Annotated in this window: 19 protein-coding genes; 11 read left to right on the top strand and 8 right to left on the bottom strand. The window is 64.8% G+C overall.

Going from position 1 to position 18909, the window contains the following annotated elements; genetic code table 11:
• Positions 1–92 precede the first annotated feature (92 nt).
• From KI794_RS01675 to ppk2, 9 genes are all read left to right on the top strand, one after another.
• Positions 93–1442, top strand: a complete 1350-nt coding sequence (locus KI794_RS01675; RefSeq protein ID WP_119281669.1) for an extracellular solute-binding protein — start codon at positions 93–95, stop codon at positions 1440–1442.
• A gap of 184 nt (positions 1443–1626) precedes the next feature.
• Positions 1627–2490 carry a carbohydrate ABC transporter permease gene (locus KI794_RS01670; RefSeq protein WP_255809800.1) on the top strand — a complete coding sequence of 288 codons (864 nt, stop codon included), beginning with the start codon at positions 1627–1629 and terminating at the stop codon, positions 2488–2490.
• Positions 2487–3407 carry a carbohydrate ABC transporter permease gene (locus tag KI794_RS01665; protein WP_370647838.1) on the top strand — a complete coding sequence of 307 codons (921 nt, stop codon included), beginning with the start codon at positions 2487–2489 and terminating at the stop codon, positions 3405–3407. The genes KI794_RS01670 and KI794_RS01665 overlap by 4 nt, the downstream gene beginning before the upstream one ends.
• Positions 3404–4912 carry a glycoside hydrolase family 3 protein gene (locus KI794_RS01660; protein WP_119281671.1) on the top strand — a complete coding sequence of 503 codons (1509 nt, stop codon included), beginning with the start codon at positions 3404–3406 and terminating at the stop codon, positions 4910–4912. Before KI794_RS01665 ends, KI794_RS01660 begins: the two co-directional genes overlap by 4 nt.
• Positions 4909–5817: an ROK family protein gene (locus KI794_RS01655; RefSeq protein WP_255808878.1), complete on the top strand. Its 909-nt coding sequence runs from the start codon at positions 4909–4911 to the stop codon at positions 5815–5817. The genes KI794_RS01660 and KI794_RS01655 overlap by 4 nt, the downstream gene beginning before the upstream one ends.
• A 40-nt stretch (positions 5818–5857) precedes the next feature.
• Positions 5858–6310, top strand: coding sequence for a GNAT family N-acetyltransferase (locus KI794_RS01650; protein ID WP_119281673.1), 453 nt, complete (start codon positions 5858–5860; stop codon positions 6308–6310).
• Positions 6291–7277, top strand: coding sequence for an EamA family transporter RarD (gene rarD, locus KI794_RS01645; RefSeq protein WP_255808877.1), 987 nt, complete (start codon positions 6291–6293; stop codon positions 7275–7277). Before KI794_RS01650 ends, rarD begins: the two co-directional genes overlap by 20 nt.
• A gap of 9 nt (positions 7278–7286) precedes the next feature.
• A complete protein-coding gene (locus KI794_RS01640; protein ID WP_119281675.1) occupies positions 7287–7601 on the top strand; it encodes a metal-sensitive transcriptional regulator in 315 nt (104 codons plus the stop codon).
• A 34-nt stretch (positions 7602–7635) separates the two neighbouring features.
• Complete coding sequence (gene ppk2 / locus KI794_RS01635; protein WP_119281676.1) at positions 7636–8589, top strand: polyphosphate kinase 2; 954 nt, start codon at positions 7636–7638, stop codon at positions 8587–8589.
• A gap of 350 nt (positions 8590–8939) precedes the next feature.
• Here ppk2 and ccsB read toward each other — a convergent pair whose 3' ends face one another.
• From ccsB to KI794_RS01615, 4 genes are all read right to left on the bottom strand, one after another.
• Positions 8940–9863, bottom strand: a complete 924-nt coding sequence (gene ccsB, locus KI794_RS01630; RefSeq protein ID WP_255809798.1) for a c-type cytochrome biogenesis protein CcsB — start codon at positions 9861–9863, stop codon at positions 8940–8942.
• Between the two features lie 179 nt (positions 9864–10042).
• Positions 10043–11035 (bottom strand): SRPBCC family protein, encoded by a 993-nt coding sequence (locus KI794_RS01625; RefSeq protein ID WP_119281677.1) that lies wholly within the window; start codon positions 11033–11035, stop codon positions 10043–10045.
• A 13-nt stretch (positions 11036–11048) separates the two neighbouring features.
• Positions 11049–11411 (bottom strand): ArsR/SmtB family transcription factor, encoded by a 363-nt coding sequence (locus KI794_RS01620; RefSeq protein ID WP_119281678.1) that lies wholly within the window; start codon positions 11409–11411, stop codon positions 11049–11051.
• Between the two features lie 76 nt (positions 11412–11487).
• Complete coding sequence (locus KI794_RS01615; RefSeq protein WP_255808876.1) at positions 11488–12207, bottom strand: VTT domain-containing protein; 720 nt, start codon at positions 12205–12207, stop codon at positions 11488–11490.
• A gap of 115 nt (positions 12208–12322) precedes the next feature.
• On the opposite strand from KI794_RS01615, the gene KI794_RS01610 reads away from it, so the two are divergent.
• Together KI794_RS01610 and KI794_RS01605 are read left to right on the top strand one after the other, a co-directional pair.
• Entirely contained in the window at positions 12323–13519 is a 1197-nt protein-coding gene (locus KI794_RS01610; protein ID WP_255808875.1) for an N-acetylglucosamine-6-phosphate deacetylase, read from the top strand.
• A gap of 12 nt (positions 13520–13531) precedes the next feature.
• Positions 13532–13852, top strand: a complete 321-nt coding sequence (locus tag KI794_RS01605) for a hypothetical protein (RefSeq protein ID WP_119281680.1) — start codon at positions 13532–13534, stop codon at positions 13850–13852.
• Positions 13853–13915: 63 nt separating this feature from the next.
• On the opposite strand, the gene KI794_RS01600 is transcribed toward KI794_RS01605, so the two are convergent.
• From KI794_RS01600 to KI794_RS01585, 4 genes are read right to left on the bottom strand one after another with little or no spacing between them, the layout of a single operon-like run.
• The gene (locus KI794_RS01600; protein WP_255808874.1) at positions 13916–14878 is read right to left on the bottom strand and encodes a class C sortase; all 963 of its coding nucleotides are present in this window, start codon (positions 14876–14878) and stop codon (positions 13916–13918) included.
• A 2-nt stretch (positions 14879–14880) separates the two neighbouring features.
• Positions 14881–16350 (bottom strand): SpaH/EbpB family LPXTG-anchored major pilin, encoded by a 1470-nt coding sequence (locus KI794_RS01595; protein WP_255808872.1) that lies wholly within the window; start codon positions 16348–16350, stop codon positions 14881–14883.
• Positions 16347–17294: a class C sortase gene (locus KI794_RS01590; RefSeq protein WP_255808871.1), complete on the bottom strand. Its 948-nt coding sequence runs from the start codon at positions 17292–17294 to the stop codon at positions 16347–16349. The genes KI794_RS01595 and KI794_RS01590 overlap by 4 nt, the downstream gene beginning before the upstream one ends.
• Positions 17295–17345: 51 nt before the next feature.
• Positions 17346–18869, bottom strand: coding sequence for a SpaH/EbpB family LPXTG-anchored major pilin (locus tag KI794_RS01585; protein ID WP_162921012.1), 1524 nt, complete (start codon positions 18867–18869; stop codon positions 17346–17348).
• Positions 18870–18909 lie beyond the last annotated feature (40 nt).

The following is an 18909-nucleotide window of genomic DNA, read 5'->3' as shown; positions in this document are numbered from 1 at the left end:
CACACACACTCCCAGTCACACAACACGTATCGATGAAGACACGAACCCGCGTCTCGGCCACCGCCGAGTCGCACACCGAAAGGAACACAACAATGAAGAGAAAGCTCGTTGGCCTCGCAGCAGCGGCTATGGCTTCGACTCTCGTCCTTGCCGGGTGCAGCCCGGCTGCGTCGGGTGGCGACAGCGGCAACAACAGCGACAAGACCCTGACGATGTGGGTTATTGGCGGTGACACCCCGCCCGAGCTTCGCGAGTACCTCGCAACCGAGTTCAACGAGAAGACCGGCGCGACGCTCAAGATCCAGGAGCAGGGCTGGGGCGACATCATCACGAACCTCACCACGAAGCTTCCCGACGAGAAGAACACCCCCGATGTGACCGAGATTGGCAACACCCAATCGCCGGCATTCACAAACGCGGGCGCGTTCCTCGACATCAGCGACATGTACGACGAGCTCGGCGGCGACAAGCTGCTCCCCTCGTTCGTCGAGGTTGGAGCCGTTGAGGGCAAGAACTACACGCTCCCCTACTACTTCGGTTCGCGCTACACGTTCCTCCGTAAGGACGTCTGGGATGCCGCAGGTCAGAGCATCACACCGGCATCGCTCGACGAGTTCAACGAGTCGGTCAAGGCGATCACCAAGGCAAACCCGAAGGGCATCGACAACTTCTCGGGCTTCTTCCTCGGCGGCCAGGATTGGCGCGACGGCATCTCGTGGATCTTCGCGAACGGCGGCGAGATCGCAGAGTTCAAGGACGGCAAGTGGGTTGCGACCCTCGATTCGCCCGAGGCACTCAAGGGCCTCGAGCAGCTGCAGGATCTCTACAACAACGCGTCGAACGCTCCGAACGACATGAAGGACGCGAACCAGTACCAGTACCTCAACGACTCCGACCAGGTGAAGGATGAGGACGGCAACGTGACCGAGGACCTCTCGCTCGCGGCGGCCACAATCATGGCTCCGGGCTGGGCACACTGGTCGATCGGCGACCTCGTCACCAACGATAAGGGCGAGCCCGCACGCGAGTGGAACGACGATACGTTCGCGACCCTCGTACTGCCGGGCAACGACGGCAAGCCTGCCCCCGTCTTCGCAGGCGGCTCGAACATCGGCATCTCGGCGAAGACTCAGAACCCTGAGCTCGCCAAGGATCTCATGCGCATCATCTACTCCGAGGAGTACCAGACGATGCTCGGCGAGAAGGGCCTCGGCCCGGCGAACTCGGACTTCGCTGATTCGCTCGGTTCAGACCAGTTCGCGAAGGCGCTCATCGAGTCGGCGTCGAACTCGAAGCTCACCCCCGCCGCACCCGGCTGGGCTGCAATCGAGTCGAAGAACATCATGGAGGAGTTCTTCTCCAAGATCCGCGACGCGAAGGACCTGAAGCAGCTCGCTCAGGACACCAACGCACAGCTCGACGCACTGCTCAACCAGAAGTAACGTCGGCACCGGGGGCCCGCACGACAGCTGCGGGCCCCCGTCCACACCCCCAAACGTTTCAAGGAGAACCGCGATGAGCGTCGACACAGCTCCACCGGTCGGCACGGGAACACGCGAGAGCACCGCCGCGTCGGATCACACGGCCCCAGCCCCCCGGAAGCCCCGCCGCCGCCTCGCCCCCTACATGCTGCTGCTGCCAGCAAGCATCATCGTGCTCCTCGCGATGGCGTACCCCGTGATCTGGCAGCTCATCACCTCGATGCAGCAGTTCGGGCTCGCCCAGCAGTTCGGTGCACCGCCCGAGTGGGTCTGGTTCGAGAACTACGCAACGCTCTTCAGCAACCCGACAACGTGGTTCGTGGTGCTGCGCTCCGTGCTGTTCTGCCTCGCCGCTGCCACGGTGACGATGGTCGTCGGCATCGGCCTCGCGCTGCTCATGCAGGCGACTTCCAAGAGCGTTCGCCTCACGTTGCAGATTGCTCTGTTGCTCGCCTGGGCAACGCCAGTGGTCGCAGCAATGACAATCTGGAACTGGATCTTTGACTGGCGCCGCGGCCTCGTCAACTGGCTGCTCACAAACCTCGGGCTCCCCTTCAACGGCCACAACTGGCTGCAGGAGCCCCTCAGCTTCTTCGCTGTCGCCCTCATCATCGTCGTCTGGATGAGCGTGCCATTCGTCGCGTTCTCGGTCTACGCTGGGCTCACCCAGGTTCCGGGTGAGGTGCTCGAGGCCGCGCAGATGGACGGCGCGAGCCCATGGCAGCGCCTCCGCCTCATCATCGTGCCGATCATCAAGCCGATCCTCGGCATCGTCATGCTGCTGCAGATCATCTGGGACCTTCGCGTCTTCACGCAGATCAAGCTGCTGCAGGACCGCGGCTCGATCGCGTCAAAGACCGACGTGCTCGGCACCTACATCTACCAGCTCGGCGTTGGCTCCTCAGACTTCGCAATGGCTAGCGCCATGTCAATCTTCGTGCTGCTGCTCACAATCGCGCTGAGCTGGGCGTACGTCCGTAATCTCATCAAGGAGGACGACGAGTCATGAGCCAGGCCTCACTCGCGGGTTCCGCACCCCGAACCACCACGATGACGGCCCCCGTCGAGATCGTCTCCGCGCGCGGCCGCCTTCGCACAGGCAAACCGTGGCGAATCGTGCTCAACGTCGTCGGCGTCCTGCTCGCCGTTGTCTGGGCGTTCCCCGTCTACTGGATGGTGAACTCGGCTTTGCTGCCGAATGTCGTCCTCGAGAAGACGAGGCCGACGCTCCTCCCGTTCGGCGGCTCCCTCAAGAACTTCCAGGCAGTCATCGCTGACGGTTCATTCTTCAAAGCCCTCGGCATCAGCGTGTCGATCGCGGCGATCGTTGTCGTCGTGTGCCTCATCTTCGCGTTCCTCGCCGCGCTCGCGATCAGCCGCTTCAGGTTCAAGGGCCGCCGCAGTTTTGTGCTCGCCGTGCTGTTCATCCAGATGCTGCCAGCAGAGGGCATGTTCATCGCCCAGTACAAGCTCATGGCTGGCCTCGGGCTGCTCAACTCGATCATCGGCGTGAGCATCATCTATATCGCGGCCGTCGTGCCGTTCACGATCTGGATGCTCCGCGGCTTCGTCGCTGGCATCCCAGCGGACCTCGAGGAGGCCGCGATGGTCGATGGCCTGAGCCGCACCCAGGCGTTCCTGCGCATCACGTTCCCGCTGCTCGCGCCTGGCCTCGTCGCGAGCGGCATCTACGCCTTCTTGCAGGCCTGGAACGAGTTCACTGTCGCCCTCGTGCTGCTTGACGCAGACAACAAGACGCTGCCGCTCTGGCTGCGCGGCTTCATCCAGCAGTCGGCGAGCACAGCGATCGATTGGGGCCAGGTCATGGCCGCGTCGACGCTCGTCGCCGTGCCAGTCATCATCTTCTTCATGTTTGTGCAGGGCCGCATGACGAGCGGTCTCGTGAGCGGGGCGGTGAAGGGATGAGCGAGCTCGAACGCGACATCCTCGCGACGCTTATGCCCGGCTTTGTCGGCTTCGAGCCGCCCGCCTGGCTCTCGGAGGCATTCGACGCGGGCCTTGCGTCGGCGTGCGTCTACGGCAACAACGTGCGCGACCGCGAGCAGCTGCGCTCGCTCGGACTCGCGCTTCGCGAGCTCGCGCCACACGCCCTCCTCGCGATCGACGAAGAGGGCGGCGAGGTGACCCGGCTGAGCTACCTCGAAGGATCGCCGTACCCAGGTGCGGCCGTGCTCGGCCGCGTCAACGACGAGGCGTATTCAGAGGAGATCGGCCGACGTGTCGCCCGCGAGATCTTGAGCGCGGGTTTCAATCTGGCGCTCGGGCCTGTCGCCGACGTGAACAGCAACCCGTTGAACCCAGTGATCGGGACACGAAGCTTCGGTCCGACGCCCGAACTCGCCTCCCGCCACGTGGCGGCGTGGGTGCGCGGTCTCGAGGGTGAGGGCGCGGTCGCCTGCCCGAAACACTTCCCTGGCCACGGCGACACGGGGCAGGACTCACACCACGAGCTTCCGACTGTCACCGCATCGCGTGAGCTCCTCGGCGAGCGTGATCTGCCGCCGTTCGGCGCCGCGTTCGCCGCCGGCGCCCGCAGCGTGATGACGTCACACATTGTGCTCACTGCGCTCGACAGCGCCGTGCCCGCGACGTTCAGCTCGCTGATCCTGCAGGATCTGCTCCGCGGCGAGCTCGGCTTTACGGGCGTCATCGTCTCTGACGCGCTCGACATGCAGGGAGCAAGCGGCGAGATCGGCATCCCCGAGGCAGCCGTGCGCGCGCTCACCGCCGGCTGCGACCTGCTCTGCGTCGGTGTCGATACGACTCACGAGCAGCTGACCGAGATCGTGACGCACGTCGCAGCGGCGGTCGCGGAAGGCAGGCTCGGTGCCGACAGGATCGCCGACGCCGCGCACCGCGTGCGCACGCTCGGTGCGACGGCGGGACCGCTAGCGAGCGCTACCGCGGGCTCACCCGACGGCGGCGAACCACGCGAGGCAATCACCGAAGCCGAACTAAAACGCGTCGCCGCGTCCTTCGACGGCGCTGACGCAGCTGGGCGCTGGGCGCGCGAGCACCCGAGTGCAGCCGTGCTGCGCGTTAATTCCGAAGCGAACATGGCTGTCGGCTTCGCGCCGTGGGGGCCTTTCGCGGCCGCGGAGACGCCATTTCCCGGCCAGGCAGCCGCAGCGGCGGCGTTCGGTGCGCGCGCGCAGTTCGACCCGAGCGAGGCGTACCCAAGCGATGGCGTGATCGTCATCGGCCGCGAGCTGCATCGTGCGGCCGAAGTGCTTGCGCGGATTGAGGCGCTTCGTGCAGTCGGTACCCCGGTGCTCGTCGTGGAAATGGGCTGGCCAGCGGCCCCCGCGCCCAGTGAGGACTCGACGCACTACGCTGAACTTGCAACGTATGGCTCCTCCGCACTTGTCGGCGCGGCGCTGATTGATCTTCTCGAAAGCACCCCCTCATGACACCCGCTCCGCGCATCGGCCTCGACATCGGCGGCACGAAGATCGAGGGCATCGCGCTCGATCCTGCTGGCGAGATCGTCGCCCGCGCCCTCGTTCCCACGGTCCCCGGGCCCTTAGGCGTGCTCCAGGCGAGTGGTGACATCGTCGCCAGCCTCGTCGGCGATTCTGGGATCTCGCGAACAGAGTTCGCCGGTGTCGGGATCGGGATCCCCGGCCAGGTCGATCGCGCCACTGGAACTGTGCGCAACGCGTACAACATGGGCCTCTCGTCGCTCGCGCTGGGCCCCGAACTCTCGCGCATCGTCAACATGCCAGTATCGGTCGACAACGATGTGACAGCCGCCGCGATCGGCGCTGCAGCAATCATGCGGCTCGACGGCACCGTCGCCTATCTGAACCTGGGAACCGGGCTTGCGGCCGGCGTCACAGTCGATGGCGTGCCGGTTCGCGGCGCGGACGGCTACGCCGGCGAGATCGGTCACCTCGCCGTCGACCCGCGCATGCGCGCGTGCCCCTGCGGGCAGCTCGGATGCCTGGAGACCGTCGCAAGTGGTTCGGCGTTAAAGGCGTACTGGCCTGCGGGAGGCGAGCACCCCGGCCGCACGCTCAACGCAGCCGTCGCTGCGGGTGACGCTGACGCACAGCAAGCCCTTGCCTACCTCATTGAGGGCGCAGCGCAGACGATCCGCGTGCTCGGGCTGACAGTCAACCCAGGCGCGTTCGTCGTCGGCGGCGGCCTCCGCCTCCTGGGTGCGCCGTTGTTCGATGGGATTCGCGCACAGCTGAGCGAGTGGGCCGCGGCCTCCGAATTTATTGCGGCGCTGCGGTTCCCAGAGCGCCTGCAGGTACTCCCCGAGGATTCCCCAGCGGCGGCAATCGGCGCAGCAATTGCAGTAAATGATTAGTCACAGTTGCGCAGACGGGTTCGCAGGGTAGCCTGTTGGTATGAGTGAACTGCGACTAGAAGAACTCTCTGCAGCGACAATCGTTGCGGTGAACACCCTTGGCCTGAAGCCCGGCCAGGAACAGTTCATCACGCCCGTCTCCTACGCTGCGGCCGCCGCGGTCACCCCGCAGGACAGCGCGTGGCAGCGAGTCGTACTGCTCGATGACAAGGTCGTCGGGTTCATCCACGGCAATTTCGACCCAGACGCGCCGCAGGAGGAGTTCCGCGCGGCGCTGTGGCGCATCAACGTCGAAGCTGACGTTCAGGGCCAGGGCGTTGGCACCTTCGCGGTCAATGCGCTCATCGAAGAGGCGAGGCGTCGCGAGGTCGGCCGCCTCACCGTGCTCTGGGAACGCGGCGCCGAAGGCCCCGAAGAATTCTTCCTGCACATCGGCTTCACACCCGTAGGCGAAACCCCTTACGGAGAAGTCATTGGGGCGATCGACCTCTAAGTCGTTTTCTGGCGGGGCATCCCCGGGTCGTTCAGCAACCGAGCGTGGGCTCATTGTCTCGGTCATCTCGTCGCTGTGCTTTGCCGGAATCTACTTCATTACGCCAAAACTCGCGCCCGCATCGGCCGAGTCCCTGTGGGGTATCAGAAACCTCTTCACGCTGCCGCTGATTCTGCTGACGCTTGCTGCATTCCGCCAGCAGCAGCTCATCGCCGACATTTGGGCACGACTGCGGCGAAAGCCGCTCCTCATCGTACCGATCCTGATCTGCGGTCTGCTCGTCGCGGCGCAGCTGTGGGTGTTCAGCTGGGCTCCCCTGCACGGCCGCGGCCTCCACGTCGCGCTTGGGTACTTCCTGCTGCCGCTCATCCTCGTGATTGTGGGCCGCTTCCTGTACCGCGACACGCTCCTCTGGTGGCACTGGCTCGCAGCAGGCGTCGCAGCAGTTGGCGTCGCGTGGGAGATCGTTCGCGTCGGTTCGGTGTCGTGGGAGACGCTGCTCGTCGCGCTCGGCTACCCCGTCTACTTCGTGCTGCGCCGTGCACTGAACATCAACCACCTTGGCGGCATGTTCTGGGAGTTTCTCGTGCTCGCCCCCGTGGCCGTCTGGCTCGTTGTTGCGGAAGTCACAAACGGGCGCACCCTCGACGAGAACCCCGCCCTGCTGTGGCTCGGCCCTGTCTTCGCGCTCTGGAGCGGCTTCGCGCTCATCTGCTATCTCCTCGCTTCCCGCTTCTTGAGTATCAGCATTTTCGGTCTTATGAGCTACCTCGAGCCCGCTCTGCTCGTCGTCGCATCGCTGCTTATCGGCGAGCGCATCGCGAGCGGAGAATGGCCAATGTACATGGCAGTGTGGGGCGCCGTCGCGATCCTCGTCATCGGCGGCGCTGTGCAGCTCGTGCGCAGCTCACGCGGCAAGGGGACTGGCGGCTCCACCGCGCAGCCACCCACCCCGCCAGCAGGGTAAAGTGCTCGTATGGGTGAGCAGCAGGAACACGTCCCCGACGGGCACGAGCACGGCTACATTGGGCACAAAGAAGACCTGCTCAAGCGACTGCGTCGCGCCGAGGGCCAGGTGCGCGGAGTGCACCGCATGGTCGAAGAAGACAAGTACTGCATCGACATCCTCACCCAGGTCTCAGCCGCAACAAAGGCGCTCGAGCGCGTAGCCCTGTCGCTACTCGACGACCACCTCCGTCACTGCGTCGCCTCGGCCGCCGAAGAGGGCGGCGAAGTCGCGCAAGAGAAACTTCGCGAGGCAACCCAGGCCATATCGCGCTTCGTGGGATGATTTAAGCGCCAGGTCTCTACAGACAAGGAGCGCGATGAGCGATCAGCCCAACAATCCGACACCCGAGTTCGACATGGCAGATGCCGGCCAGGTCGATATCACCCCCGAGATTGACGAGCTCGAGGAGCTCCTCGGATCTGACGAGGCTGACGACGACTCGGCTAATGCGCCATGGCGTCACGGCTATCCGTACGACGAGAAACTCGGCCGCAAAGAATACGAAAAGACCAAGCGCAAGCTGCAGATCGAGCTGCTCAAACTGCAGGCGTGGGTCAAGGAGTCCGGCGAGAAGATCGTCATCGTGTTCGAGGGCCGCGACGCCGCAGGCAAGGGCGGGGCGATCAAGCGGTTCACCGAGCACATGAACCCGCGCGGCGCGCGCGTGGTCGCGCTCGAGATCCCCACTGACCGCGAGCAGACCCAGTGGTACTTCCAGCGCTACGTCGCGCACCTCCCAGCCGCGGGTGAGATCGTGATGTTTGACCGCTCTTGGTACAACCGTGCGGGCGTCGAGCGCGTCATGGGCTACTGCACTCCGCAGCAGTACCTCGAGTTCACTCGGTCAGCGCCTGACTTTGAGGAGCTGCTCGTGAACTCGGGCATCCACCTCGTCAAGTTCTGGTTCTCAGTCGGCAAGGCCGAGCAGCGCGCACGCTTCACGTCACGTTCACAAGACAAGGTGAAGCAGTGGAAGCTGTCGCCCACCGACCTCGCGAGCCTCGACAAGTGGGACGACTACACACGCGCGAAGGAGGCAATGTTCTTCTACACAGACACGCCTCACGCTCCGTGGACCGTTGTGAAGTCAAACGACAAGAAGCGCGCCCGCCTCGAGGCGATGCGTTGGGTACTCGCGAAGTTCGATTACCCGGGGAAGGATCTCGACGTCGTCGGCACGCCAGACGCGAAGATCATCGGCTCCCCCAACGATGTCTACGATGACGGCGAGACGCCGACTGGCACGTTCCCCGTCGTGAACGGCAAGTAGGGGCGGCGGGGCGAGCTGGCTCGTTCGGGTTCCGCGCCCGCCCGTCGGGGCTCCACGGCTGCCTTTCGGGTCTCCATCCCTGCCCGCCGGGGCTCCGCGGCCACCCTTCAGCCGCAAGCCATGAGATCTGCAGAAGACATGCCCTCCTGCGCAGGAGTAGGGATTGCTACTGCCGATCTCATGGCTTACTGCTGACAGGCTCGTGCCTCGGAGCCAATTGTGGCCGAAGTCTAAGTGCGTGCTTGGAGGAGGCTAGTCACAAGCTAGGAGTGGGCAGACCGGCAGGCCGCAGGCGAGGAGCCGGCAGGCCGCAAGCCATGAGAAGGCTAGCCGCCAAACCCCCGTGATCTTTACAGACCCGAGTAGGCGTGCAGGCCCTTGAAGAACACGTTCACGACCGAGAAGTTGAAGATCACGGCGGCGTAGGAGACGATGTTCAGCCACGCCGAGCGCGTGCCGCGCCAGCCGCGCGTCGCACGGGCGTGAATGAAGCCCGCGTAGAGGACCCAGATGATGAAGGTCCAGACTTCCTTCACGTCCCAGCCCCAGTAGCGGCTCCAAGCCGCCTCGGCCCAGATCGAACCGGCGATAAGCGTGAATGTCCAGAACGCGAAGCCGATGATCGCGAGACGGTAGGCGAGATCCTCGAGGCGAACCTGGTTCGGGAACCCGCCCATGAACGCGAGCGAGTTCGTCTGCCCTGCCTTGAGGTAGCTCGCACGACGCGCCTGCAGGAGTTGCAGAATCGAGAGACCGAACGAGAGCGTGAAGAACCCGACCGCGAGCACAGCGACGATGATGTGGATGACAAGCCAGTACGAGTCAAGCGCCGGCACGAGCGGCACGATCTCGACGTAGTAGTTGACCTTCGCTACCCCGAGGAACACGAGCGTGAGCCCGGTTACGAGGGTGCCGAGGAATCGCAGGTCAACGAAGAACTGGACGATCAGAAAGATGCCGACGACCGCAACCGTCGCAGTGAGCGCGAACTCATACATGTTCGCCCACGGGACCCGGTCAGCAGCGATGCCGCGCAGCACTGTCGCGACGAGGTGCAGCGCAAAGCCGAGCACGGTGAGTGCAAAGCCCGCGCGCAGCCAGCGCGACCGGGGTGCTGCGGCCGGTGCCTTCTGGCGGGGCTTCGTGAGTGTTGTGGTGCCGCCTGCGACGGCCTTCACGCCCGCCGCAGGGGAGGCCGCTGCGAGCTCTGCATCGCCGCTTCGGTTCGCAAGGTCAACCACGTAGAAGACAAACGCGATCGCGTACACGATCATGCCTGAATACAGCGCGATCGTTGAGTAAGTTTCAAGCTCGGTCAGCACAATTCCTCAGGATACTCCGTGTAGCGGATTGCTCGCTGAGAGTATGGCTGGTTCCGCGAGAGCGCGAAGCCACGGGAGCGCGGGCGGCCCGCGATGCGCTGCAGCAGGCCGCCCGAGTCTTCACGCTGTTGTTAGTGCCCCGCTAGCTCGTCGTCGAGCCGCGCGTAGCTCGTCTCCATCCCGTCAGCCATGCCTGTCGAGAGAATCATCTCGCGGGTCGCCGTGTCTGGGTAGGTGATGAGCAGCGACACGAGAGTCCCGCCAGCTACAGGGATGAGCGTGAGCTCGTTCCTCGTCACCGGGCTCTGCGCCGCGTCGGGATCTTCGGGGGTGAACATCGCCTCGGTCGTCACCGAGCGACGCGGTGGTTCGATCTCGAGCACGGTTCCTGTGAACCCGAAGCGCTGCTCACCGTCGTCTGACACCCACTCGGTGCGGTGCCGCTCACCGACGGCCGTGGCGACCTCGCACACTGGCATCGACCAGCCGTCGGGGCCGAGCTGCCACCGGCGCAGCATGTCTGCATCGTGATGAGCTCGCCAGACCTGCTCGACTGTGCCGCGAACGATTCTGCTCGTCCGGGCTTGGGTGTCGCCGATGAGCTGCAGCTCGGTACCCGACCCGACGGCGAATGCGGTGAGGTCTTCGACGACAGCGTCGATCTGCGCCATCGCCTGGCGCATCCCCTCTTCCATGCCCATCGCGCGGAGCTGTTCGAGCTCCTCGATGGTGTTAAAGAACGTGGTGGTCGTGAGCCGAGACCCGAGGGCGGTCTCTGCAAACTCGAACACCATTCGCATATCTGGCATCGCGGTGTTTGGCTCGCCGTCCTCGCTCGCGAAGCCGTCGCGCACCTCAAACGAGGTGCCTTCGTTCACTGCCACCCACTTCCAGTACCCCGCGCTGATCTCGCCCTCGGGCCCCGTCATTCGGTAGTTGCTAACGCCGCCCGGGTAGCCGTCGTGGCGTGTGAAGGTTGCCGGGTATGTTGGCGGCCCCCAGAAGCGTTCGATCTGACGGGGGTCGAGGTACGCATCCCAGAGCCTGCGGACAGGCACAGTGAAGTCAGCGACAACTGTCAGCGTGAGCGCTTCGGCGTCCTGTGTAACTGCGGTGATTGGCATTTCGGTGTTCCTCTCAAGAGGGGTCGGAAGGCGACTGTTCGCCATCTTCGGCGAGTAGCGCATCGAGCCTGTCGATGCGGCCGCGCCAGAGCTGTTCGAAGTGCCCGAGCAGCTCTCTGGCTCGGCGAATGGTCTCGGGTTTCGCCCTCACGATGCGCTCCCTCCCGCGCGGAATCTTCGCGACGAGGTCGGCGGCTTCGAGCACCGCGACGTGCTTCTGCACCGCCGCGAATGACATCTCGTAGTCGCCCGCGAGGTCTGACACCGAGAGCTCACTTGCTAGCGTTCTGCGCACGATGTCGCGTCGCGTGGCGTCAGCAAGGGCCCGGAAGAGCCTGTCCACCGCTTCGTCTGAATACTCTGCTACTACAACCATTTGGTTGTATGTTACGCCTATTCTCGATGAGCGCAAGGGGTATGCCCAGAAAACCCAGCGAACCGCTGCGGACTAGCTATGCGGCGTCGGTCGCCTCATCGGAGGCCGCGCCCCTGCGCTTGCGACGCCAGCTCGCGAACGCGCGCCAGATCTCGATCAGGATCGGGATACCAGGGATCAGCACGAGCACGATAATGAACACTTCGCTGTACTCGCGCACGAACGGGATCTGGCCGAGGAAGTAGCCGAGAAGCGTCACTCCCACCGCCCAGAGCAGCGCGCCGATCGCGTTGTAGACCATGAAGTGCTTGCGCGTCATGTTTCCGACGCCTGCAGCGGCGGGCACGAATCCGCGAATGATTGGGAGGAAGCGGGCGATGACGATCGCCTTCGGACCGTGCTTCTCAAAGAACGCGTGTGTGCGCTCAACGTTCTCAGGGTTGAAGAACCGGCTCTTTGGCCTGTTGAAGATCGCTGGGCCGAGCTTGCGCCCGAGCGTGAACCCGAGCTGGTCGCCGGCAAACGCAAAGATGAAGAGCAGCACGCACGTGATCCAGATCGGCACGTCGATGATGCCTGTCGCACTGAAGAGGCCGACCGTGAATAGCAGCGAGTCGCCAGGGAGGAACGCGAGCACGAGCACGCCGGTCTCGAGAAACACGAATGCGCAGGCAAGCACCAGCGCGATCCAGCCGCCCGCCGAAAGCAAGGTTTCGGGGTCGAGCCAGTCGATGCCGAACAGCGCCGGGGTCGAGGTAAGCGTGAGCGGATCGGCCAGAGCGAGGAGCGAATTCACGCCTTTAAACTACCAGCCGCAGCCTGCCGTAAACTCGGAATCACATGGATTGTGGGCATGCTGCCCGCTGCGCGCCGCCCTCGCGACCTGGGCAGTCCGTTCGAAGTGAGGCAAGATGCAAGCCACCATCATTCACAGTGTCACGCTCGTCAGCGACGGAGCCGAGACCGCGAACGCCTGGGTGTGGTTTGAGGCAGGGACTGTGCGCGAGATCGGGGCGGGAGACTCCTGGCGACGCGCAGCGGCCGAGGCCGGCCCCGATTGCGACCTCGTCGACGGCAGTGGGTCGACCCTCTCCCCCGGGTTTATCGACATCCACATGCATGGCGGAGGTGGCAGCGCAAACGAGGAGGGTGCCGACGCGATCCGGAACGTGCTCGCTACCCACCGCGAGCACGGCACGACCCGCGCCGTGCTCTCACTCGTGACTGGCCGCCCCGCCGACCTCTTGGCGCACCTCACCACGATCGCAGACCTCACGGAGACCACGCCCGGGGTGCTCGGCAGTCACCTTGAGGGGCCCTTCCTCGCCGACAGCTTCCGTGGCGCGCACGACCCCGAGATGCTCCGGTCGCCACTGCCCGACGAGACTGCGGCAATGCTTGCCGCCGCGCGCGGCACCCTTCGCCAGATCACCCTCGCTCCAGAACTGCCCGGCGCCTCCGCGGCGATCGCGAGTTTCGTCGACGCGGGCGTCGCGGTCGCCGTCGGGCATACGAGCGCGACGTATGAACAAGCCCGCGCTGCGTTCGATGCGGGGGCGAGCATACTCACGCACACGTTTAATGCGATGCCGGGTCTGCACCACCGGGCCCCGGGCCCGATCGCCGCGGCATTCGAGGCGCAGCACGTCACACTCGAGGTCATCAACGATGGCGTGCACGTGCACCCTGCGCTCGTGGGACTCGTGTTCAACGAGGCCCCCGGCAGGGTCGCCCTCATCACCGATGCGATGGTCGCAGCGTGCGCGCACGACGGTGACTACATGCTCGGCTCGCTCCCTGTGCGTGTCGAGGCGGGCGTCGCACGTCTTGTCGCCGACGGCGCTATCGCCGGTTCCACCCTCACACTCGACGCCGCCCTCCGCCACACCGTGGCCGAGTGCGGCGTCCCGCTCGCGGAGGCGATCCTCGCGCTCACCGCGACGCCGGCAGCCGCAGTCGGCCGCGCACACGACCTCGGCTCGCTGCGCCCCGGCTACCGCGCTGACGCCGTGCTGCTCGACGACACGTTGCACGTGAAACGGGTGTGGCTCGAGGGCGCCAGCGCCCAGACTGTTGGTTCAGCTGCCGAGGCTCACGAGGCGCACTGATAATCTCTCGGCATGAACGCCACAGAGATTCACGCCCTGCTGACCGAGGCACTGAACCACGCCATCGACAACGGAGATCGGGACTACTTCGCAGAGGGCACGTTCCCTCCAGACGGGTGGATCCAGGTCACCTACTCCGCGATCAATCTGAGCTATGCATCGACCACGGACCCGGCCGAGTTGCTCGCCCGGCTCGAAGTGCCCGAATACGTGGAGGTTGCCAGCTGGGAGCCAAACACGTACCTCACCTTGACCCACGGCGCGGACGACATCGAGGCCATCTCGAGGTTCACTGCTGAGCTGATCGCGGCAATCGACGCCAGCGACTCCTAGCCGCGACCCGGAGGGCCCGGCCTCGCCGAGCCCTCGCCACGCGGCGGCGACGTCCCCGACCGGCTACCGGGTGGTGTGTGACTTCGCCGTTCGCTTGCGCAGGGGCGCGAACAGGAGCCACGCAACCGCGCCCGAGCCGCCGACGAACCACACTGCCCACCAGGGGAACCCCAGGCTGGCACCGTCACCAGTGAGGGTCTCGTTCTGCGGCGCCTCTGAGTCGGGCAACCTGACTGCATGCACCATGAACCTGTGACTGTTCACGCCGATAGGAGTGCAGGTGAACAGCGTCACCCAGTCCTCACCCTCGCGAATCTCAAGCGAGTCTGTCTCGTTCGGCAACACGGTTTCGACGCTCTCCACGCGGTAGTGGTGATCCTCGCCGAGCACGCTGATCCAGAACGTGTCGCCCACCTGTGCCTTCGGGAGCTTCGTGAACAGCTTCGAGTGCGGCAACCCCGAGTGGGCAGTCAGCACCGAACGCGTCGACGGGCCACCGATCGGCAGCGAAGTACCGTACATGTGCCCGGCCCCCTTCGAGATCACCTGATCTGAAGTCCCGTGGTAGGCGGGGAGCGAGATGTCGAGGCGTGGGTAGTTGATGGTGCCAATCGCGTCGGTGCCGCTCACCCGCAGCATCTCCTCGTAAGCGAGGTACAGGTCGCTGCGCTTCGCCTCATCCTCATTCACTGAGATGTACGGGTCGGTCAGTGGCCCGGGCTCGAGCTTGTCGTTGTAGGCGTATGCGGCGTCGAGAATGCGCTGTCGTTCGGCAGGGTCGGTGCCCTCCACCTGTTTGACGTACCCCGAGATTTCGGCGTTGTGCCCGATTCGCGCAACCCACGAGGCCGCGTCTGGGTAGACGAGCATACCGATTGCGACCATCGCGACAACCTGCAACACAATGTTGAGCGCGAGCTGGCCCTTCGTGCGCCGCTTCGGCTTCCGCGCACGCCCCCGTGCGGGAGCCGCTGCTGCCTCCGCTGCGGGCGCGGGGGCGACCTCAGCCTGACTGGCCTCGGCCATCGTCAGCTTCCCTGCGGCTCGCGCCGACGCCGCACCACGACGACGGCACCGACTGCGACGAGGACGCCGCCGAGCAGCGCGGCGGCCGCGATCTTGCCGCCCGTTTCCGAGAGACCCGGGACTGGGGGAATGACCGCGGTCGTCTTCCAGACGACGGCACGCAGCGTCTCGGGGTCAGTCGCCGACATGACGCTCCCTCGCAGGATCACGTCCTCTCCCGTCCAGCCTGCAGGGTAGGACACGGGCTTCGCGAAGTAGTCGCGGTACAACTTGTTTCCGGGCTCGCGGTCGAGGCCATCAGCGAAATTCGAGTAGCGCAGGCACGGCACGGTGATGAGGCCGTCTGCGGAGGTGCGCAGTTCGGCGCCGTCCGCGAATGTGACCGGGCGCTTCGAGGCGCGCGCGTCGGACTCGCTTATGTACAGCCTGAAGTCAGCGCCCTGGATGAGGTGGTTCGGGTGGCCCTTTTCGTGTACGAGAATACGGAGCGGGCCGAACTTGGTCGTCGCCGTGTCAGTGACGACACCAGCGTCGCCCGCGAAGAGCCGCACCTCGTTGGTGTACTCGCCGGGCGCGTTGACTGAGCTCGCGAACGAGATACGGACCTCGGCCGACGTGTCGACGAGTAGCTTCGCAATACCCGCCTCAGTGAAGACTGTCTCGAGCGCGACTCGTCCATCGATCTCTGTTTCCGTCACGGCGTAGTCGGCCCCGGCAGTGAGCGCGGGTTGACCCGTGATCTCCACCGTCGTGTCTGCAGCCGTACCGCGGAGCTCGACGCCCTGCGCGAGCACGTGCTGCACTCGGTAGCTTGAGAGCTCGCGCACGTCAGGGATGACGTTCAGCGCCGACCAGATGACTGGATCTCCACAGGTCACCGCGTCGGCGTCGCGCACGCCGAGCTTTGTCTCTACAGACGCAGTCTTGGGGTAGACGTGCACTGTCGTAAGCCAGTCGCCTGCACTCGTCGGGTTCGGAAGGGGGAGCATCACGAGGAACGGGACAGCGCGGATCGCCCCGGCCGGCGCGGATGTCTCGGTGACGAGGTACAGCCCTGTCTGCAGGTCGCTGAACACAACGCTGTTATCGGCGGCAGTCACCCCGGTTCCTGCCACTGGCTCACCCGCGACAAGGCGAGCGGCGCTGGCAGGCTTCATGTCGACCGCGCGATTCCAGTCGACTGTTTTTTCAAGCTTCAGCCCAGGAACGCGCTTGATCTCAAACGTGTGCCCGGCGACTCCCGTAGGCGCATCAGCGCCTGGCGGCAACCCGGAGCCCGGCTTGCCAGCGGGATCCGGTTCAACCCCCGGGTGAACCACAAGCGTCTTAGGCCCGTCGGGCAGGACGAGGTCGGCTGCATTCGCCGGCGAGGCGATCCCGATCCCCAAAACGAGAGAAAGGACAGCGAGCAGGGTTGCGACAGTGCCGCCCCGCGATCCGCGAAATGCGCCGTTCGTGAGCGCTTCCGTCATGACTTCCTCTTCTCGTCAGTATCGATGTTGATCGTAGCGCCCGCACGCTTCTTGGTTCGGCGGGGGGCGAACAGCAGGTAGGCGACGACGCCCGATCCGCCAACAAACGCGGCAGCCCACCAGGGAAAGCCTGCGCTGAGCCCATCACCCGCAAGGTCGGTGTCCCCCGCGCCTGGTGGCGCTGGGACGCGGACTCCGTGCACCAAGAAGCGGTGACTGTTCACTCCGATTGGAGTGCAAGTAAAGAGCGTGACCCGATCCTCGCCGTCGACGACGTTGAGTGAGTCAGTGACAAAAGGTTCGACAGTTTCAAGCCCGTCGACCTCGTAGTACCGGGTTTCTCCAAGCACGCGGACCTCGAAGAGGTCGCCGACTTTCGCCTGCGGCAACTTCGTAAACAGGGAGGCGTGCACGAGCCCAGAGTGCGAGGTGAGCACTGAGTGCGTCGACTCGCCGCCAACAGGCAGCGAGGAGCCGTACAGATGCCCAACCCCGCGTGAAATCGCGTCATCGCCAGTGCCGTGGAACAACGGTAAGCCAATGCCGAGGCGCGGGTACACGACCTCGCCGATCACACCGTTGTCGCTCGCCCGAAGCACATCCTCGTACGCGCTGTAGGAGGCCTGATCGGCGGCAGCGGCCACAGGGTCTCCCGTAGCCGAGTACGGATCGATGAGTGCCCCTGCGGGCAGGTTCGCGTTGTAATCGCGAGCCGCGCTGAGCCCCTCGGCAAGCTGCGCCTCGCTCAATCCCTCGACAGTGCGAACGTAGCCTGATCGTTCAGAGTTGTGCGAGAGCGTCGCGAACCAGTCGGCAGCGGCCGGATACACAAGCGCGCCAATCCCGATCATCGCGACGACCTGCAGTACGACAGGCACACCAAGCTTTCGCCGCTTGGAGGGTCGGGAGGTGCCCGGTGTATCAAGCATGAGCGCGTGAGCCATCGAACACCTCCTTTCCCATCTACCTATCGTCTTCCTGTCGGAGGGAAGGGGTTACTCCGCGGCGTTCTGACGACGGCGTGCGACGATGAGCACAACAGCGAGCAGCGCGATGCCGGCAACAGTAAGCATGATCGTGCCGGTGCCACCGGTGAGGGGAAGCACGAAGCCACCGCGGTCGTACTGGTTCACAATCGTCTGAGTCGTCTGAGTTGCAGACTCCTTCGTGACAGTGAACTCGATGGGCTCGGCAAGCAGCTGGTGATCCTTCAGCGCCTTGGTCTCAACGAGCCAGTACGACTGGTAACCGGGCTGGCCCTTCGCGATCTCCTTGCCGTCAGCGAAGTTGCTGTAGCGGAGACCGGTGATGTCGACGCGACCCTCAGCGTCTGTCGTCCACACGCCGTCCTTGTGCGAGCCTGCAGCAGGCTTGAGCGCCTTCGCGAGCGCGTCTGCGTCACCGTTCACTGCAGCGCGTGCGTCCTTCGCAGATGCGAACACCATGAACTCAGCGCCAGCAAGGTTCGCGGTCTTGCCCTCAGGGGCGCCCTCGCTCTTCTTGATGAGCGCGTAGTTGCCGTACTTGACCTCGGTGCCGGGGATTTCCTTCGGCTCGGTCTGCGACTTCGACGAGTAGAAGTGCGCGACGTTCTCGATCTCGCCAGGCTGCGTGACGACGGTGTCGAGCGTGAGCACGACGTCTGCGGTCTTCGTCGCAGCGACCTTGTCGAGGCCCTTGGCGGTGAAATCGATTGTGACGGTGCTCTTGCCGCCTGCGGCTGCAACCTTTACGGTGTAGTCCTCGCCGAACACGAGACCCGCAGGCGCGGTGACCTTGACACCCGAACCGTCAGCGGCGGTCTTCAGGAACGCGTCGTCGAGCACGTCGACAATCTGCAGCTTGTCAGTCGCAATGTAGTTGCCGGTCGAGTTGTCGCGCGGGCTCGGGTTGTCGACAGTGATCGTCCAGGTGACGGTGTCGCCGACCTTCAGGTCCGAAGCATTCTCGACCGTCTTCTGGCCGAGCACAGTGTGGTTCTTCGGGTACACGTAGATCGTGTCGAGCCACTTGTTGAGGTCGGTCGGGTGGGTGAGCGGTGCGGCGACGAGGAAGTCACCCGCAGCGACGACGCCAGCCGGCGTGTTGGTCTCACGGACGAGCCAGAGACCAGCTTCGAGCGCCTGCGCACCCTCCCAGCGGACAACGCCGGCTGCGTCGGTGACGCCGGTGCGGTCTGCTGCCTTCGATGCAACTGCAGCCTTCGCAGCGGCGAGGGTCGTGTCAGCGATCTCCTGCTGGCCCTCGTTCGTCATCGGGTTCTTCGCCAGCGGGACCTTGTACGCCTCGAACGTGACTCCCTGGATTGCCTGAGCGGTCAGGCCGGTCTGCTCGAGGCCAGTTGCCGCAGCGCCATTCTCGGCGGGCTGCTCGAGCTTGGTGATGACGAGACCGGACGAGTCGGGCATCGTGTCTACCGGTGCCGCCTGAGCAGCTGTGGCACCGCCGAATGCGAGTGCCACGGCGGTCGCGAGCGCACCTGCGCTCGCGAGAAAGCCGCGCTTTCTTGAATTCAACATTGTTTCCCCTTCTTGAAAACGATGGTGTGTGTTGGTCTTG

The organism is Leucobacter aridicollis (assembly GCF_024399335.1).
GTDB classification, from domain to species: Bacteria; Actinomycetota; Actinomycetes; order Actinomycetales; family Microbacteriaceae; genus Leucobacter; species Leucobacter aridicollis_A.
This window is presented reverse-complemented; position numbering and strand designations above follow the sequence as displayed.

Excerpts from the sequence above, each read along its gene's own strand:
- KI794_RS01655 (WP_255808878.1), top strand. The coding sequence starts at position 4,909 with ATGACACCCGCTCCGCGCATCGGCCTCGACATCGGCGGCACGAAGATC.
- KI794_RS01610 (WP_255808875.1), top strand. The coding sequence starts at position 12,323 with ATGCAAGCCACCATCATTCACAGTGTCACGCTCGTCAGCGACGGAGCC.
- KI794_RS01595 (WP_255808872.1), bottom strand. The coding sequence starts at position 16,350 with ATGACGGAAGCGCTCACGAACGGCGCATTTCGCGGATCGCGGGGCGGC.
- KI794_RS01660 (WP_119281671.1), top strand. The coding sequence starts at position 3,404 with ATGAGCGAGCTCGAACGCGACATCCTCGCGACGCTTATGCCCGGCTTT.
- KI794_RS01670 (WP_255809800.1), top strand. The coding sequence starts at position 1,627 with ATGCTGCTGCTGCCAGCAAGCATCATCGTGCTCCTCGCGATGGCGTAC.
- ppk2 (WP_119281676.1), top strand. The coding sequence starts at position 7,636 with ATGAGCGATCAGCCCAACAATCCGACACCCGAGTTCGACATGGCAGAT.
- KI794_RS01625 (WP_119281677.1), bottom strand. The coding sequence starts at position 11,035 with ATGCCAATCACCGCAGTTACACAGGACGCCGAAGCGCTCACGCTGACA.
- KI794_RS01675 (WP_119281669.1), top strand. The coding sequence starts at position 93 with ATGAAGAGAAAGCTCGTTGGCCTCGCAGCAGCGGCTATGGCTTCGACT.
- KI794_RS01600 (WP_255808874.1), bottom strand. The coding sequence starts at position 14,878 with ATGGCCGAGGCCAGTCAGGCTGAGGTCGCCCCCGCGCCCGCAGCGGAG.
- KI794_RS01640 (WP_119281675.1), top strand. The coding sequence starts at position 7,287 with ATGGGTGAGCAGCAGGAACACGTCCCCGACGGGCACGAGCACGGCTAC.
- KI794_RS01665 (WP_370647838.1), top strand. The coding sequence starts at position 2,487 with ATGAGCCAGGCCTCACTCGCGGGTTCCGCACCCCGAACCACCACGATG.
- KI794_RS01605 (WP_119281680.1), top strand. The coding sequence starts at position 13,532 with ATGAACGCCACAGAGATTCACGCCCTGCTGACCGAGGCACTGAACCAC.
- KI794_RS01620 (WP_119281678.1), bottom strand. The coding sequence starts at position 11,411 with ATGGTTGTAGTAGCAGAGTATTCAGACGAAGCGGTGGACAGGCTCTTC.
- KI794_RS01585 (WP_162921012.1), bottom strand. The coding sequence starts at position 18,869 with ATGTTGAATTCAAGAAAGCGCGGCTTTCTCGCGAGCGCAGGTGCGCTC.
- KI794_RS01650 (WP_119281673.1), top strand. The coding sequence starts at position 5,858 with ATGAGTGAACTGCGACTAGAAGAACTCTCTGCAGCGACAATCGTTGCG.
- KI794_RS01590 (WP_255808871.1), bottom strand. The coding sequence starts at position 17,294 with ATGGCTCACGCGCTCATGCTTGATACACCGGGCACCTCCCGACCCTCC.
- ccsB (WP_255809798.1), bottom strand. The coding sequence starts at position 9,863 with ATGATCGTGTACGCGATCGCGTTTGTCTTCTACGTGGTTGACCTTGCG.